This is a genomic window from Polaromonas sp. CF318 (assembly GCF_000282655.1).
In the GTDB taxonomy this organism is placed as follows: Bacteria; Pseudomonadota; Gammaproteobacteria; order Burkholderiales; family Burkholderiaceae_C; genus Polaromonas.
The window spans coordinates 19,347-35,228 of the sequence record NZ_AKIV01000010.1 but is presented as its reverse complement, the minus strand read 5'-3'; the positions used below and the strand labels follow the sequence as shown (position 1 = coordinate 35,228).

The 15,882-nt window shown below is 65.6% G+C and carries 17 protein-coding genes and 1 tRNA gene; 9 read left to right on the top strand and 9 right to left on the bottom strand.

Going from position 1 to position 15,882, the window contains the following annotated elements:
• Positions 1–42: 42 nt before the first annotated feature.
• The gene (locus PMI15_RS01460; RefSeq protein WP_007862870.1) at positions 43–324 is read right to left on the bottom strand and encodes a UxaA family hydrolase; all 282 of its coding nucleotides are present in this window, start codon (positions 322–324) and stop codon (positions 43–45) included.
• 127 nt (positions 325–451) lie between these two features.
• On the opposite strand from PMI15_RS01460, the gene PMI15_RS01455 reads away from it, so the two are divergent.
• From PMI15_RS01455 to PMI15_RS01445, 3 genes are read left to right on the top strand one after another with little or no spacing between them, the layout of a single operon-like run.
• Positions 452–1,237, top strand: coding sequence for a GntR family transcriptional regulator (locus PMI15_RS01455; protein ID WP_238541057.1), 786 nt, complete (start codon positions 452–454; stop codon positions 1,235–1,237).
• Between the two features lie 2 nt (positions 1,238–1,239).
• Positions 1,240–2,031: an inositol monophosphatase family protein gene (locus PMI15_RS01450; protein WP_007862866.1), complete on the top strand. Its 792-nt coding sequence runs from the start codon at positions 1,240–1,242 to the stop codon at positions 2,029–2,031.
• A gap of 48 nt (positions 2,032–2,079) precedes the next feature.
• Positions 2,080–3,102: a YeiH family protein gene (locus PMI15_RS01445; RefSeq protein ID WP_007862863.1), complete on the top strand. Its 1,023-nt coding sequence runs from the start codon at positions 2,080–2,082 to the stop codon at positions 3,100–3,102.
• A 16-nt stretch (positions 3,103–3,118) separates the two neighbouring features.
• Here the strand turns inward: PMI15_RS01445 and ftsY are convergent, their stop codons facing one another.
• Complete coding sequence (gene ftsY, locus PMI15_RS01440) at positions 3,119–4,222, bottom strand: signal recognition particle-docking protein FtsY (protein ID WP_007862862.1); 1,104 nt, start codon at positions 4,220–4,222, stop codon at positions 3,119–3,121.
• Positions 4,223–4,295: 73 nt separating this feature from the next.
• On the opposite strand from ftsY, the gene PMI15_RS01435 reads away from it, so the two are divergent.
• The 5 genes from PMI15_RS01435 (at position 4,296) to PMI15_RS01415 (ending at position 8,684) form a co-directional block, all read left to right on the top strand.
• Positions 4,296–5,801 (top strand): pitrilysin family protein, encoded by a 1,506-nt coding sequence (locus PMI15_RS01435; protein ID WP_007862859.1) that lies wholly within the window; start codon positions 4,296–4,298, stop codon positions 5,799–5,801.
• Positions 5,802–5,821: 20 nt separating this feature from the next.
• Positions 5,822–7,186 (top strand): pitrilysin family protein, encoded by a 1,365-nt coding sequence (locus PMI15_RS01430; protein WP_007862857.1) that lies wholly within the window; start codon positions 5,822–5,824, stop codon positions 7,184–7,186.
• Positions 7,183–7,824 (top strand): 16S rRNA (guanine(966)-N(2))-methyltransferase RsmD, encoded by a 642-nt coding sequence (rsmD, locus tag PMI15_RS01425; RefSeq protein WP_007862855.1) that lies wholly within the window; start codon positions 7,183–7,185, stop codon positions 7,822–7,824. The genes PMI15_RS01430 and rsmD overlap by 4 nt, the downstream gene beginning before the upstream one ends.
• Positions 7,825–7,902: 78 nt before the next feature.
• On the top strand, positions 7,903–8,412 hold the full coding sequence (gene coaD, locus PMI15_RS01420; RefSeq protein ID WP_007862854.1) for a pantetheine-phosphate adenylyltransferase: 510 nt from the start codon (positions 7,903–7,905) through the stop codon (positions 8,410–8,412).
• A 2-nt stretch (positions 8,413–8,414) separates the two neighbouring features.
• Positions 8,415–8,684, top strand: coding sequence for a YfhL family 4Fe-4S dicluster ferredoxin (locus PMI15_RS01415; protein WP_007862853.1), 270 nt, complete (start codon positions 8,415–8,417; stop codon positions 8,682–8,684).
• Between the two features lie 19 nt (positions 8,685–8,703).
• Here PMI15_RS01415 and pth read toward each other — a convergent pair whose 3' ends face one another.
• The 7 genes from pth to PMI15_RS01380 form a co-directional block, all read right to left on the bottom strand.
• Positions 8,704–9,327, bottom strand: a complete 624-nt coding sequence (pth, locus tag PMI15_RS01410) for an aminoacyl-tRNA hydrolase (RefSeq protein ID WP_007862851.1) — start codon at positions 9,325–9,327, stop codon at positions 8,704–8,706.
• A gap of 135 nt (positions 9,328–9,462) precedes the next feature.
• Positions 9,463–10,158 carry a 50S ribosomal protein L25/general stress protein Ctc gene (locus PMI15_RS01405; protein WP_007862849.1) on the bottom strand — a complete coding sequence of 232 codons (696 nt, stop codon included), beginning with the start codon at positions 10,156–10,158 and terminating at the stop codon, positions 9,463–9,465.
• A gap of 112 nt (positions 10,159–10,270) precedes the next feature.
• Positions 10,271–11,245, bottom strand: a complete 975-nt coding sequence (locus PMI15_RS01400) for a ribose-phosphate pyrophosphokinase (RefSeq protein ID WP_007862847.1) — start codon at positions 11,243–11,245, stop codon at positions 10,271–10,273.
• Positions 11,246–11,476: 231 nt separating this feature from the next.
• Positions 11,477–11,553 (bottom strand) — tRNA-Gln (locus PMI15_RS01395).
• Positions 11,554–11,638: 85 nt separating this feature from the next.
• Positions 11,639–12,559, bottom strand: coding sequence for a 4-(cytidine 5'-diphospho)-2-C-methyl-D-erythritol kinase (gene ispE, locus PMI15_RS01390; protein ID WP_007862845.1), 921 nt, complete (start codon positions 12,557–12,559; stop codon positions 11,639–11,641).
• 33 nt (positions 12,560–12,592) lie between these two features.
• The gene (locus PMI15_RS01385) at positions 12,593–13,114 is read right to left on the bottom strand and encodes an outer membrane lipoprotein LolB (protein WP_007862843.1); all 522 of its coding nucleotides are present in this window, start codon (positions 13,112–13,114) and stop codon (positions 12,593–12,595) included.
• Between the two features lie 15 nt (positions 13,115–13,129).
• Positions 13,130–14,911 (bottom strand): tetratricopeptide repeat protein, encoded by a 1,782-nt coding sequence (locus PMI15_RS01380; protein ID WP_007862840.1) that lies wholly within the window; start codon positions 14,909–14,911, stop codon positions 13,130–13,132.
• A gap of 131 nt (positions 14,912–15,042) precedes the next feature.
• Here PMI15_RS01380 and mutM point away from each other — a divergent pair, with 131 nt between their 5' ends.
• On the top strand, positions 15,043–15,858 hold the full coding sequence (gene mutM, locus PMI15_RS01375; RefSeq protein WP_007862837.1) for a bifunctional DNA-formamidopyrimidine glycosylase/DNA-(apurinic or apyrimidinic site) lyase: 816 nt from the start codon (positions 15,043–15,045) through the stop codon (positions 15,856–15,858).
• Positions 15,859–15,882: the final 24 nt, after the last annotated feature.

The following is a 15,882-nucleotide window of genomic DNA, read 5'->3' as shown; positions in this document are numbered from 1 at the left end:
AACGCAGCATCCCGCCCGCGCAGTAGCCAGACAGGCCATCAACTACCATCTTTTTGTTTTGATGTTGTGCACGTGCGCATGCTGGCCCGCCTTGATGTTGGCGACGACCTTGCCCATGTCGATTCCGTACTTGAGCACCGTATCGCCGACGGCCATGTCCTTGAGCGCCACCTTGTGGCCGATGGGGATGTCCTGCTGGGCCTGCACATTGATCATGCGGTCCTCGTCCATGATCCAGCCGGTCATGGCGGTTCCGGCCTTTACACCTTCCACCACCACGACGGCCACGGTGTCTTTGGCGTCATGCAATACAAAATGAATCATGGGTTCTCCATCAAGGGGCTGGGTTGAATCGAGCCGCCAGTTTTATGGAGGGCCGGCACCTTGTCAATTTACTCATATATATGACTTGTACGACCCGGCCATCGGTGTTTCAATGGCGGCCGTGAACGTGAAAAACAGACCCATATCCCTGCGCCCGCTGGCGGGCGGGGACACCATGCCGCTGTACCGCCAGGTCAAACGGGAGCTGCAAAAACTCATTGAAGCCGGTCACTACGGTCCGGGTAAACCCCTGCCCAGCGAGGCTGAAATCGCCACGGGCCTGCAGGTCAGCGTGGGGACCCTGCGCCATGCGGTGGACGAGCTGGTGCACGAGCACGTGCTGCTGCGCCGCCAGGGCAAGGGCACGTTTGTGGCGCCGCACACCAATGCCCGTTTCATGTTCCAGTTTTTCCATGTGGAGCCGCGCTGGAATTTCGGCGACGACGATGAGGCGCGCGAGCGCGACTACCCCGAGATCGATTGCATCGCCTTCGCGCGTGAGCGGGCGACGGAAGCCGAGGCCGCCGCCTTGCGCATCAAGGCCGGCGAGCCGGTGTTCAGGGCCGAGAACCGGCTCGCGCTGCGCGGCCGCGTGGTGATGCATGACAGGCTGGCCATCTCGGCGGCGCTGTTTCGCAACCTCACCGAAAAGCGCTTTGTCGAAAGGCCCAGCACGATTTACGCGCTGTACCAGACCGACTTCGGCATCACCGTGCTGCGCGCGCAGGAGCGCGCGCGCGCGGCGGCGGCCGACAAAACCACGGCCCGCGTGCTGGGCGTGGCGGCCGGCGCGCCGGTGATGGAAGTGCACCGGCTGGCGCTGACCTTTGGCGACAAGCCGGTGGAATACCGCGTGTCGACCATCAACACCCAGGCGCACGACTACGTCAGTGTGCTGTCCAAGAGAGCCTGAGCATGGACCTTGTTTTTTTACTCGAGAAGGCCAGGCTGGCCGGCATGGAAGCGGCCGCCCGCATCCAGCAGGCCCAGGCCGGCCTGAAACCGGCCGACGTCAGCCAGAAAGCGCCCGGCGATTGGGTCACGCGCTTTGACCGTGAAGTGGAGGAGGACCTGCAGGAAGCCCTGCAGCATGCCTTGCCGCAGGGCCGCTTTGTCGGCGAGGAGGGCGGCGGCGAGTTGACGGACGAGCCCACCTGGCTGGTGGACCCGATAGACGGCACGGCCAACTTCGCGCGCGGCTACCCGCAGTACGCGGTGGCCATCGCCCTTTGCGTGGGCCGTGAGCCGGTGCTGGGCGTGATCGTCGATCCTTCGCGCGATGAAGTCTTTACCGCTGCGGCCGGGCTGGGCGCGCGGCTGAACGGGCAGGCCATCACCTGCGCCGGCCCGCGCCTGCCGGGCCAGTGCCTGGTGGCCACGGTGTTTCCCAAACCCGGTGCACCCTTCATGGACGACTACCTCGCCGAATTCGGCCGCGTGCTGAAAACCTTCGGCCAGGTGCGCCGCAGCGGCGCGATGGCGCTGGAGCTGGCCTATGTGGCGGCCGGCAGGGTAGACGCCTTCTGGGAGCGCGGCATGGGTGCCTGGGACGCCGCGGCCGGCGCGGTGCTGCTGCGCGAAGCCGGCGCCGTGATGCGGGCGATGGACGGCCTGCCGCTGCTGGAGAGCCGGATGCTGGTGGCCGGCAGCCCTGCCGGTACCGCCCTGCTCGAAGGCGTGCTCAAACTCCATGACAAGCGCTCATGAGGCGGGTGCTCCGCTTCGCAATTTTTTTGAAATTTTTATTGGGTTCCGATGATTCACACATGGCGCTCGCAACTGGCCTCCTTGACTTCGTACTTCCCGGGTGTGCTGGTATGCATGGTGATTGCGCTGGCGGCCACCTTTGTGTCCGAGCATTACGGCGGGCCGCAACTGCTGTACGCGCTGCTTATAGGGCTGGCCTTTCACTTTCTCCACAGCCATCCGCAGGCGGCCAAGGGCATAGGTTTTTGCGGCCGTGTGGTGCTGCGTGTCGGTGTGGCCTTGCTGGGCGCGCGCATCACTTTCTCGCAGGTGGCCCAGCTGGGCCTGGAGACCGCGGCGGTCATTGTGCTGGCGGTGCTGCTCACGATAGGGCTGGGCGTGCTGCTGGCGCGCTGGCTCAAGTGCTCGCGCGATGAAGGCCTGCTCTCGGGCAGCGCTGTAGCCATTTGCGGGGCGTCGGCGGCGCTGGCGGTGTCTTCGGTGCTGCCGCAGACCAAAGAGAACGAGCGTTTCACGCTGCTGGCCGTCGTGGGTGTCACGGTGCTGTCGACGCTGGCCATGGTGGTCTATCCCTTCAGCCTGCAGGCCATAGGCCTGCTGCCGGGCCAGGCCGGCATCGTGCTGGGCGGCTCCATCCACGACGTGGCGCAGGTGGTGGCGGCCGGTATGATGCTGGGGCCGCAGGCCGGCGACACGGCGACGGTGGTCAAGCTGTTCCGCGTCATGATGCTGATGCCGGTGGTGCTGGCGGTGGCCGTGATGTACCGCAAGCATCCGGCCGTGAAGGTGCCGGAAACCGAGGTGCCGCTGGTGCCGGGCTTTTTGCTGGCCTTTGTCGTGCTGGTGATGCTGGCCAGCGCCGGCCTCATCAGCCCGCCTCTGGTTCAGCTGGCCGGCGATGCCTCGCGCTGGATGCTGGTCACCGCCATCGCGGCCGCGGGTGTCAAGACCAGCTTTGAGGACCTGCTCAAGCTGGGCTGGAAGCCGGTGGCGATGCTGGTTACCGAGACCGTGTTTATCGTGGCCTTTGTGGTGGCCGCGGTGCTGCTGTTGCGCCTGGGTGGTGCCTGAAGCCTGAAGGAAGCGCTTAGCCCAGCAGGGCCTGCGCGAATTCGCGCGCGTTAAAGGTTTCCAGGTCTTCGAGTTGCTCGCCCACGCCGATGAAGTACACCGAGACGGGGCGCAGCGCCGGCGAGGCCAGCGCGCGTTCGCGGGCCCACAGCGCAATGGCCGCCAGCACGCCGCCCTTGGCCGTGCCGTCCAGCTTGGTCACGATAAGGCCGGTCAGCTGCAGCGTGTCGTCAAAGGCCTTGACCTGGGCCAGGGCGTTCTGGCCGGTGTTTCCATCAATCACGAGCAAGACCTCATGCGGGGCTGTGGCATCCGCCTTTTGCACCACGCGCTTGATCTTGCGCAGCTCTTCCATGAGGTGCAGCTGCGTGGGCAGGCGGCCGGCGGTGTCGACCAGCACCACATCCTTGCCGCGCGCCTTGCCGGCGCTCACGGCGTCAAAGCTCACGGCGGCCGGATCGCCCCCTTCCTGGCTCACGATCTCGACGGTGTTGCGGTCGGCCCAGACGCTGAGCTGCTCGCGCGCCGCCGCGCGAAAGGTGTCGGCCGCCGCGAGCAGCACCGAGGCGCCTTCGCTCGCCAGGTGGCGCGTGAGCTTGCCGATGGAGGTGGTCTTGCCGGCGCCGTTCACGCCGGTGACCATGATCACGGTGGGTTGGTACTGGCCTATCACCAGCGGCTGCTCCAGCGGTTTGAGCAGTTGCGCAATCGAGTCGACCAGCGCGTTCTTGACGGCGACGGGGTGGGTCATGCCGCCTTCGCGCACGCGGCGCTTGACGTCGGCCAGCAGGTGTTCGGTGGCCTTGGTGCCGGCGTCGGCCATCAGCAGCGCGGTTTCAAGGTCTTCGTAAAGCGCATCGTCGATGCGGCTGCCGGTGAACACCGTTGAAATGCTGGAGCCGGTTTTGCGCAGGCCGGCCTGCAACTTGTTGAGCCAGCGCTCGCGTTCCGGCGGGGTGGCGCCGGGGGCCGGCATGGCGATGGGGGTGACCAGCGCGCTGCCTATCAATCCTCCCCCGGCAGGTGTCGACGCAGGCGCAGCGTCTGCAGCCGGCGCAGGCGGCGCCGTGGACGGTACGGCGGCGGGAGGGGGGGATTTTTTCTTGAAAAAACTGAACATTGGGTATGCTTGCGGAGTCCTAGTGGGCTGTTGCACCGTTGCGGGGCAACGTGCGGCGCCACCCAGCTATTCTATGAAACACCCCAGACAAACCCTTTTGGCCTCCCCAGTACCCCTTTCCCGCCCCGTTTTCCGCCTTCGCCGTGCCCCGGCCGCCGTCCTGGTGGCGCTGTGCCTGGGGGCCGCCGCTTTTGCCCAGGCGCCCGCTCCGGCGCCGGTGGTGGAGAAATTCACGTTAGCCAACGGCCTCACGGTGATTGTCAAACCCGACCACCGCGCGCCCACGGCGGCCCACATGCTGTGGGTGCGGGTAGGCTCCATGGACGAAGTGGACGGTACCTCGGGTGTGGCCCATGCGCTGGAGCACATGATGTTCAAGGGCACAGCCACGGTGAAACCCGGCGATTTTGCCAAACGGGTTGCCGCGCTGGGCGGGCGCGACAATGCCTTTACCACCCGTGACTACACCGGCTACCACCAGCAGATCCCCGCTGCCAAACTGGAGGATGTGATGCGGCTGGAGGCCGACCGCTTTGCCCACATGCAGTGGCCCGACGAGGAGTTCAAGCGCGAGATCGAGGTGGTCAAGGAGGAGCGCCGCCTGCGCACCGAGGATTCGCCGCGCGCCATGCTCTACGAGCAGGGTGCGGCCGTGACCTTCATCACCTCGCCTTACCGGCGCCCCGTCGTTGGCTGGATGAGCGACCTGGACGCCATGACGGCGGCCGACGCGCGCGATTTCTACCGGCGCTGGTATGTGCCGGCCAACGCGGCCGTGGTGGTGGCGGGCGACGTGGAAATCGCCCAGGTCCGGAAACTGGCCGAAAAATACTACGGCGGCATTCCGGCCAGGCCTGTGCCCGAGCGCAAGCCCCGCACCGAGCCCGAGCAGGACGGCCCGCGTCGCCTGGACTACAAGGCCCCGGCCAGTCAGGCTTACGTGAGCATGTCCTTCAAGGTGCCCAAGCTGGAGCCGGCCGACCTCCTGGATCCGGTCGCCGGTGCACCGGCCTCGCCGACGGCGGCGGGCAGCCGCGACGCCCTGGCCCTGACCGTGCTGGCCGCGGTGCTCGACGGCTATGGCGGCGCGCGCCTGGAGCGCGCGCTGGGGCAGGGCGACAACAGGGTGTCCGACGGCGCGGGGGCCTCCAACGGCCTCATGGGGCGCGGGCCGCAGCTGTTTGTGCTTGACGGCGTTCCCGCCGACGGCAAGACCACGCAGCAGGTGGCCGAGGCCTTGCGCCGGGAAGTCGCCCTGGTCGCGCGCGAAGGCGTGAGCGAGGCGGAACTCAAGCGCGTCAAGACCCAATGGGTGGCCAGCGAGATTTACAAGCTCGACTCCGTGTTCAGCCAGGCGCGCGAGCTGGGCTCCAACTGGATACAGGGCCTGCCGCTCGATGGCAGCGAACGCGTGATTGCCGGCCTGCGCCGCGTCACGGCCGCCGAAGTGCAGGCGGTGGCCGCCAAATACTTCGGCGACGACCAGATGACGATGGTTACCTTGTTACCGCAGCCCGCCGACCCCAACCGCAAACCCCGCAAGCCGGCGCTCCCGATTCGCCATGGCGACGGCTCCTGAACCCGATAACCCGAATCCCCATGACAATCGCCACCAAATACAGGGCCAACAGCCCTCTTCCTCTCTGGGCTGCCGGCTTTATATGCCTGTGCCTGCAGGCAACGGCCGGCGCGGCCATCCCCATCCAGCAATGGGCGCAGCCCGGCGGCGCGCAGGTTTACCTGGTCGAAAGCCCGGCCATCGCCATGCTCGATGTGCAGGTCGATTTCGACGCCGGCACCCGGCGCGACCCGGCCGCCCAGGCGGGCCTGGCGAGCATGACCATGACCATGCTGGACAAAGGCCTGGACGCCAAAAATGGCGAACCCGCCATGGACGAGAATGCGCTCAGCGAGGCCTGGGCCGACCTGGGCGCGCAGTTCGGCGCCAGCGCCACCGGTGAGCGCCTGGGGTTTTCGCTGCGGACACTGACCGATCCAGAACTGCTCGACAAGGCCGTGGCGCTCGCGGCGCGCCAGATCGCGCAGCCGTCCTTCCCGAACGCCATCTGGCAGCGCGAACGCGAGCGCATGGTGGCATCGCTCAAGGAGTCTTACACCCGGCCCGGCAGCATCATTGCCCGCGCCTACGCGAAGGCGGTGTACGGCACGCACCCCTACGGCTATGAGGTGACCGAAGCCACGCTGGCGCGTATCAGCATCGCCGACATGCGTGCTTTTTACAATGCCGGCGTGGTGGCCTGCCGCGCCCGTGTCAGCATGGTGGGCGCGGTGACGCGCGCGCAGGCCGATGCGATCGCCGCGCGCCTGCTGTCGCGCCTGCCGCAGGTGCCTTGCGCCAGCCTGCCGCCCATGCCGCAGGTGCCCGAGGTGGCGCCTCTGGCCCAGGCCGAGGAAAAACGCATCCCCTTTGATTCGGCGCAGGCCCACGTGCTGATGGGCCAGCCCGGCTTCAAGCGCGACGACCCGGACTATTTCGCGCTGACCGTCGGCAACTACATCCTGGGCGGCGGCGGTTTTGCCTCGCGCCTGACGCGGGAAGTGCGTGAAAGTCGGGGGCTGACTTACGGCGTTTACAGCTATTTCTCTCCCGGCCTGCATGCCGGCAGCTTCACCGTCGGCCTGCAGACGCGGCCCGACCAGGCCGGCCGGGCGGTGGCGCTGGTGCGCGAGGTGGTCAAGGACTTTGTCGCCAAGGGCCCCACCGAGGCAGAACTGAAGGCCGCCAAGGACAACCTGGTCGGCGGGTTTGCGCTGCGCATCGACAGCAACCGCAAACTGCTGGACAACATCGCGAGCATTGCCTGGAACGGCCTGCCGCTCGATTACCTGGACACCTGGACGCAGCAGGTGGACAAGGTGACGGTGGCCGACATCAAGGCGGCCTTCGCGCGCAAGCTGCAGCCCGAGAAAATGGTGACGCTGATCCTGGGCGCCGCGCCATGAAATACACCCCCGCATCCAACGCCCCCTCCGCCGACAAGGCCCCGCGCCCCAAGGGCGGCAAGGTGGTGGGCCGCAAGACCGTACCCCCCGGCGAAATCCGCATCATTGGCGGCCTGTACAAGCGCAGCAAGCTGCCGGTGCCCAGCAAGCCCGGCCTGCGCCCCACGCCCGACCGCGTGCGCGAAACGCTGTTCAACTGGCTGGGCCAGGACTTGACGGGCTGGCGCTGCATGGACGTGTTCGCCGGCACGGGCGCACTGGGCTTTGAGGCCGCCTCGCGCGGCGCGGCCGACGTGCTGCTATGCGAGCAAGACCCGGCCCTGGCACTGCAGCTCAAGGCGGTGCAGGCCAGGCTCAAGGCCGACATGTGCCACATCGAGCGCGGGGATGGGCTGAGCGCCTTGAAGCGCGTTGCCCCAGGCAGCCTGCAACTGGTGCTGCTGGACCCGCCCTTTGAATCCACGCTTTTCGAATCCGCGCTGCAGGCCGCCGCGCGGGCCATAGGCCCGACCGGCCTGGTCTACCTGGAGGCACCCAAGCCCTGGAGTGACGAGGAATTGCAGCCGCTGGGCTTGCGGGTGCACCGCAGCGGCAAGGCCGGCGCCGTGCATTTTCATTTGCTGGCCGGGGCGGCCTGAATCCCGCGGCCTTGCCTGCCTCGTGGTTACAGTGCTGCCCACACCGGGGAAAAGGCGGGGGCGGGCATAATTCCCCCTATGGCTACCCCCCGCATCGCTGTCTATTCCGGCACGTTTGACCCCTTCACGCTGGGCCATGACGACGTGGTGCGCCGCGCGGCGGGGCTGTTCGACCGGCTCGTCATCGCCGTGGCCGTGGCCCACCACAAGAAAACCTTGTTCACGCTGGAGCAGCGCGTGGCGCAGGTGAAGGCTGCGACGGAGGGCATTGCCGGCGTGAGCGTGCTGCCCTTTGACGGCCTGATCATGGATTTTTGCGCGGAACAAAAGGCCTCGGCCGTGGTGCGCGGCATACGCAACCTGACAGACTTCGACTACGAAGCCCAGATGGCGGCCATGAACCGCAAGCTGCGCCCGCAGGTGGAAACCGTGTTCCTGCTGCCCGACGCGCCGCTGCAGTGCATCAGCAGCACGCTGGTGCGCGAGGTCAGCAAGCTGGGCGGCGACGTCGCCCAGATGGTGAGCCCGGCGGTGGCGGCGGCCCTGGCGGCCGCGCACCAGGGCGCCAAAGCAGGCAAGGGGGGCTGAATATGGCCTTGATGATCACCGACGAGTGCATCAACTGCGACGTCTGCGAGCCCGAATGCCCCAACCAGGCGATCTACCTGGGCAAGGAGATCTACGAGATCGACCCGCACAAATGCACCGAATGCGTGGGCCATTTCGACGAACCGCAGTGCGTGCAGGTCTGCCCCGTGGCCTGCATTCCCATCAACCCGCAGCACATCGAAACGCGGGAAACCCTGTGGGAAAAATACCAGCGCCTGCAGGCCGTCATTCCCATCATCGCGGCCCGCTAGGCCGGTAGGGCCTGGCCCCTCAGTCTTCGGATTCGGGCTCGACGGGCTTGCGCGGCGGCTTGGGCCGCGGCGGCGTGCTGGTGTGGATCATCATCGTGGCCTTTTCCATCTCGCCCTTGAGCAGCTCCGGCACGGCCTTGAGGCAGCGCGCGATGCAGTCTTCAATGGCGATACGGTGTTCGGCCGAGGGCTTTTTCAGCACCCAGTTGACCACTTCGGCTTTCACGCCCGGGTGGCCCACGCCTATGCGCAGGCGCCAATAGTCGGGCGTGCCCAGCTGCGCATGAATGTCGCGCAGGCCGTTGTGGCCGGCATGGCTGCCGCCGAACTTGAGCTTGACCTGCCCAGGCACGATGTCCATTTCATCGTGCGCCACCAGCACTTCTTCGGGCGCGACCTTGAAGAACCGGGCCAGCGCCGCGACTGACTTGCCCGATACGTTCATAAAGGTCAGCGGCTTGAGCAGCCAGACGTTCTGGCCGTTCACCGTGATGCGGGCCACCTGGCCGTGGTAGCTCTTATCCAGGCTGAGCGGCGCCTTGAGTTCGCGCGAGAGGGCGTCTATCCACCAGAAACCGGCGTTGTGGCGCGTGGCTTCGTATTCAGGGCCGGGGTTGCCCAGGCCAACAAATAATTTGATCATGCGGAAATTTCCATCGCCCAATTCTAGGGGGCGCGCCTGCGACGCCTCGCCAGGGGTGGGCGGCCAAGAAAAACGGCCCTTGTCCCGCAAAAGGACAAGGGCCGTGGGCCTTTTCAGGCCTGCGCGCGAAGTGGATTACTTCTTGGCGGCAGGCTTGGCGGCGTCAGCCTTGGCGCCGGCTTTGGCTTCCTTGGCGGCGGCGGCCTTGGCAGCTTTCGGGTCCACCGGTGCGGCAGCGGCAGCGGCTGCTGCGGCATCGGCCTCGGCTTCGTCGGAAACGGCGGACACGGACACCAGAACCGGGTTGTCCTGGCCCTTGGCGACAAATTTCACACCCTTTGGCAGCGTGATGTCCTTGATGTGCAGCGGCGAGCCCTTCTTCAGGCCCTTCAGGTCGACGGCGATGAATTCAGGGATGTCGGCCGGGAAGCAGGAGACGGTCAGCTCGGTGATCACGTGGTTGACCAGGCAGTTCTCGGTCTTGACGGCCGGGGACTCTTCTTCACCGCTGTAGTGCACGGGCACCTTGACGGTCATCTTGGTCTTGGCTTCAACGCGCTGGAAGTCGATGTGCAGGATCTGCTGCTTGTACGGGTGCATTTGCAGGTCGCGCAGCAGAACTTTTTGTTCTTTGCCACCCAGTTCCATCTCGAGGATGGAAGCATGGAACGCTTCTTTCTTGATGGCGTGGAACAACGCGTTGTGATCGATTTCGATCAGCGTGGGTTCCTTGGCGCCACCGTAAACAATACCGGGCGTGCGGCCCGTGATGCGGAGACGGCGGCTCGCACCCGTGCCCTGCTTTGCGCGCTCAAAAGCGACGAATTTCATAATCTTCTCCAAAAAGGGCAGGCCGCGACCAGCTCACCCCGACTTTAAAAAGCTGCACAGCCCGGTGAGGTCCCTGGACCTCGCGGGCGAAGCAGCCGCTTTTTGTTTCAGATCAGAACAGGTTGTCCTGGTCCGAAAACAAACTCATGACCGACTCTCCCTTGGCGATGCGCTGTATGGTTTCAGCGATCAGCGGCGCCACGGAGAGCTGGCGAATCTTCTTGCAGCCTTCGGCATTCGGGCTCAGCGGAATGGTGTTGGTGATCACCACTTCATCGAGCGCGTCGCCCTTGGCGATACGGTCTATGGCCGGACCCGAAAAAATCGGATGCGTGCAATAGGCATAAACCTTCTTGGCGCCGCGCTCCTTGAGCACCTCGGCCGCCTTGACCAGCGTGCCGGCCGTGTCGATCATGTCGTCCATGATCACGCAGTTGCGGCCTTCGATGTCGCCGATCACGTGCATCACTTCCGACACGTTCGCCTTGGGGCGGCGTTTGTCGATGATGGCCATGTCGCAACCCAGCTGCTTGGCCAGCGCCCGGGCGCGCACCACGCCGCCCACGTCGGGCGAGACGACCATCAGGTCGGCGTAATTTTTCTGCCGCAAGTCGCCCAGCAGCACCGGCGACGCATAAATATTGTCGACCGGAATGTCGAAAAAGCCCTGTATCTGGTCGGCATGCAGGTCCATCGTCAGGACACGCGACACGCCCACGGCCTGCAGCATGTTGGCCACCACCTTGGCCGTGATGGGCACACGCGCCGAACGCGGGCGGCGGTCCTGCCGCGCGTAGCCGAAATACGGGATCACCGCGGCGATGCGCTCGGCCGAAGCCCGTTTCAGCGCGTCGACCATGATCAGCAATTCCATCAGGTTGTCGTTGGTCGGCGCGCAGGTCGACTGCACCACGAACACATCGCGAGCCCGCACGTTCTGCTGGATCTCGACGGTGACTTCACCATCCGAAAAACGTCCCACATGGGCCGCGCCCAGCGAAATACCCAGGTTCTGGGCAATCTCGGAGGCCATGCTCGGATTGGCATTGCCGGTAAAAACCATGAAATCGGGGTGGTGCGTTTGCATGTGGGGCCCAGCTGCTACAAGGACTTGAACGTGGCTGAAATTTCTGATCGAAGCAAAATACGCACGGGGACAACACGTTGCAAGGGGGCTTGGCAGTGAGCGCCGCTTGCCTGGCGTGTTTCCAAAAACACACAGACCCGCTGATACACATCATGCGGGTCTGTCAGGAGTCACGCGGGCCCGCTCCGGGCGGGTCCGCAACACCGGGGCTGTGGCCCGCAGTCTTAAATTTGGCAGGGGTGGAAGGATTCGAACCTGCGAATGCCGGAATCAAAATCCGGTGCCTTAACCAGCTTGGCGACACCCCTACACAGGACAGTTGTTGTTGCCAACAACAGACCTATAACTTGTTCATTTATGGTCGCTTGGAAACACATTTCGAGAGCGGCTATTTTACCAACCGGCCAGGGGATGCGCTTCCAAATTACCGCATTTGCGGACTTTCCAGCCCTCGGGCAATCCTGAGGTATCCGGCAAATCTGCTTCATGCGGCAGTTGCGCAAATACAGCACTTCCGGAGCCGGTCATGCGCCCTTGAAGATGTCTGCTTTTGAGCCAATCGAGCGATTGGCCTATCTGCGGGCACATCTCCTGCGCTACCGGCTGCAAGTCGTTGCGGCCGAATCCGAAATCAAACGATTTCGACTGGCCTTCAGCATTTGCAGCAAAGCCTTGGATTGTAGCAGTTTCTGTGTCGCGTTTGAGCCCTGGGGCGCTGAAAATACCTTGGGTGGGCAACCCGGCGGCCGGCTTGAGCACCAGAAAATGGGCCGACGGCAGGGCCAGGGGCGTGATTTTCTCGCCTATGCCCTCCACCCAGGCATGGCCTCCCGAGAGGAAAAAAGGCACGTCGGCGCCCAGCGAGAGTGCGAGGGCTTGCAGTTTTTGGGGCGTCAGGCGCACGCCCCACAAGCGTTGCAACGCCAGCAGGCAGCTGGCCGCGTCCGAGGAGCCACCGCCCATGCCGGCCTGCGAGGGAATACTTTTTTGCAGGCCGATGTGCACGCCCAGCGAGGTGCCGCAGGCGGCTTGCAGCGCCCTGGCGGCGCGTACCGCCAGGTCGTCCGCGGGCAGGGCCTCGGCCGCCTGGCCGTCGGCTTCCAGGTCTTCGCGGCTGATCCGGCCGTCGGTGCGCAGTTCAAAGTGCAGGGTGTCACACCAGTCGATCAGCATGAAAACGGACTGCAGCAGGTGGTAGCCGTCGGGTCTGCGCCCGGTGATGTGCAAAAAAAGGTTGAGCTTGGCGGGCGCCGGCACGTCATAGAGGGCCTTGAGCGGGGGTGTAGTGCTGGAGGCGGAAGCGCTTGAAGTCATAAAAACACGAAAGCCGATGCGAGGGCGGGGTGGCTATTGGTCGAGCACAACGCGCAGGTCGGCCTGCGGCGCAGGCTGGGACCTTTTGGCCGAAATGCGGCCGTCCTGGTAACGCGAGAGGTCGGCCGACCAACCGCTGGCGGCGGCATTGTCGCCCCGCAGCCAGGCAAACAGCGCACCCAGCGGCACGGCCGCGCCCGTGGCCTGGGCCATCAACTCGTCGACGGAGGCAAAGCGCTGGACCTTGCCATTGCCCGAATCCAGCAGCGCTTCGCCGGACGCCCAGCGCAGCACGCCCAGCACATTGCCCAGGGGGCTGACCAGCGAAAGCTCACCGCGTTCAGGCCCGCCCCTGAGTTCGAAACTGGCCGAGAAAGACTGAACAGGCTCGCTCTGCACCTGCAGGCTGATGCGGCCGGTCCAGAATTCGTTCTTGAGCCCGTCCTGGGCCGTGGCCCGGGGCGTTTGCGCGCAGCCGGCCAGGAAAAGTGCCGTGAAAAAGCCCGCAAAAACAAGGGCCAGCCGGGCCAGGCGCGTAGAGAGGGTGAGCGGCAAGGTCGGTGTTCCGGATTACAGCTTCACGCGCAGGCGCTTGAGCGTCTCGAGCAGTGTTTCGTTCTCGGGGTTGAGCAGCCGGCCTTCCTTCCAGATGGCGATGGCGCGGTCGCGCTGACCCATGGCCCACAGCACTTCGCCGAAATGCGCCGCGATCTCGGCATCGGGCTTGGCCTTGTAGGCCGCCTCGAAAATTCTCACGGCTTCGGCGTTGTTGCCCATGCGGAACTCCACCCAGCCCAGGCTGTCGCCGATAAACGGGTCGGAGGGGGCGAATTCCAGCGCCTTGCGGATCAAGTCGCGCGCCTCGGGCAGCCGCACACTGCGATCAGCGAGCGAGTAGCCCAGGGCGTTGTAGGCGTGGTGGTAGTCCGGCTTGAGCTGGATGACCTTGCGCAGCAGGCTTTCCATTTCGTCGAGCTTGCCCAGCTTTTCGGCCATCATGGCCTGGTCGTAGAGCAGCTCGGTTTCGTCCGGCGCCTTGACCAGGGCCTGCGCAAGCACGTCGTGGGCCAGCTGGTACTGCTTGAATTCGCGCAGCAGGGACACCTCGGCATTGAGCTTCACCCTGGCCTCGGATGCATTGCGCTCGGGCAGCTTGCGGATCAGCTGGCGGCCCTCATCGAGCTTGCCCTGGCTGGCCAGGATGGACGCGCGCCGGGTTTGCGCCAGCGCCAGGTCGGAGGGATTGTCGATCTTGGCGAGCCAGCTTTCCGCCGCGGCGTAATCCTTGCGCTTTTCCGCCAGTTGCGAGAGCGACAAATAGGCCTGGGCCAGGCCGCGGTTGCGTTCGCCCTCGGACGTCTGCTGCTGCGCCAGGCCGACGTAGCGCTCCAGCGAGCTTTGCGCCTGCGCCAGCTGGTTGTCCTGCAGTTGCAGGGAGCCCAGCACCAGCCAGCCTTCGGGCATGTCGGGTTTGTCGCGCGTCACGATTTGCAACTGGGCGGAGGCCTCGGCATAACGCTGGGCATCCAGCAGGGCCCGGGCATAACCCATCCTGATTTCGGGCAGGGCCTTGGGATTGCCTTCGAAATAGCCGCGGACCACGCCTTCGGCTTCGGGCATCTTGGGGTCCATCAACTCGAGCGCCACCAGGGCCGGGCCCTCGGCACGCGGGGCGGCGGCCTGGCCGCGCCTGGCGGCTGCCAGCGCTCCCTTGGTGTCGCCGGCGGCCAGGCGCATGCGGCCCACCGCCGTCCAGGCGGCGCCAGCGGTGGCGGGTGCACCCAGGTAGTCGGCAAGCGCTTCTTCCACCACGGTGCTGGCCTGTTTTTTGTCCCCTACACGGGCATAGACGCGCGGCACCGCGGCCAGGACGGCGGGCCGTTCCACATCCGGGGCCAGCCTGATTTCGGTTTGCAGCGGCTCCACCGTGTCGGCGATCCGGTTGAGCGCCACCAGGATCTGCAGCACATAGCGATTGGCCTCGCGTGAGGTCGGCTGGTCCTGCTTCCAGGCGCGTGCCGACTGCAAGGCGGCGTCGCCCGAGCGCGACTGCAGGGCGATGTCGGTGGCGCGCTGGTAAAGCTGCGCGTCGCCGGTCTTCCGGGCAGCGTCCAGCATGAGGGCGAAGCCCGCTGCGGGCTCGCCGTCCTGCAGGGTCATTTCGCCGACCAGCAACTGGTAGAACAGCGCGCTGTCCAGAAGGGAAGACGGCGCAGCCTCCTGCACTGCCTTGGCTTCGCCCAGCGTGGCGGGGGCTGCGGACACAGGCGCGTCGGTCTGTGCCAGCGCCAGGGGGACGACAAACCACAAGCCGCTGAGGGCAAGGCCGGCAAGGCCAGTTTTTTTCTTCATCGAACCATGATAATTGATGCTCCCTCGCGGCGCTCCCGCTTTACCCGGCCGTCATGAAAGCTTTTGTGCCGGCCCCGCGCTGCCGTCGATCACCTTGCGCCCGTGGACCGGCGCCCCCAGCTGCAAAACCTATGCCTGAACTGCCGGAAGTCGAAGTCACCCGCCTGAGCTTTGCGGACCGCATCACGGGGGCGCGCATAGAGCGCATCGAGATGGGTAAGCCCCTGCGCTGGCCGCTGGGCTGCCAGCCGCGCCAGCTTGCGGGCCGGCAGGTACTGGCGGTTCGCCGGCGCGGCAAATACCTGCTGGTGGACCTGAGCGAGGGCCTGCTGCTGATTCACCTGGGCATGTCCGGCAGCGTGAGTTTTGGCATCGGCTTTCCCGCGCCGGGCAAGCACGACCACTTCGAGATGGTCACCAGCCTGGGAACCCTGAGGCTCAACGATCCGCGCCGTTTTGGTGCGGTGGTTTATGCCAGCGATGAAAATTCCCCGGCCGCGCAAAAGCTGCTGGGCCGCCTGGGCGTGGAGCCGCTCAGCGAGGCTTTCGACGCGGCCGGCTTTCACCGGGCGCTCAAACTGCGGCAGACGCCCATCAAACAGGTGCTGCTGGGCGGGGAAGCGGTGGTGGGCGTCGGCAATATTTACGCCTCCGAGGCCCTGTTCCTGGCGGGCATTCGTCCTACCACGCGGGCCAGCCGCATCAGCAAGCCGCGCGCGGCGCTGCTTCACGCGGCCATACGCCAGGTGCTGGCGCAGGCTGTTACAAAGGGCGGCAGCACCTTACGGGACTTCTCGAATGCCTGGGGCGAATCGGGCTATTTCCAGCTGGAGGCCATGGTTTACGACCGGGCCGGCCAGCCCTGCCGGGTCTGCGCCGCACCCGTCAAAAGCATACGGCAGGGCCAGCGCTCCACTTTTTATTGCGCAACCTGCCAAAAACCTTGAAGCCGGGTCCGTAGTCGCGCCAAT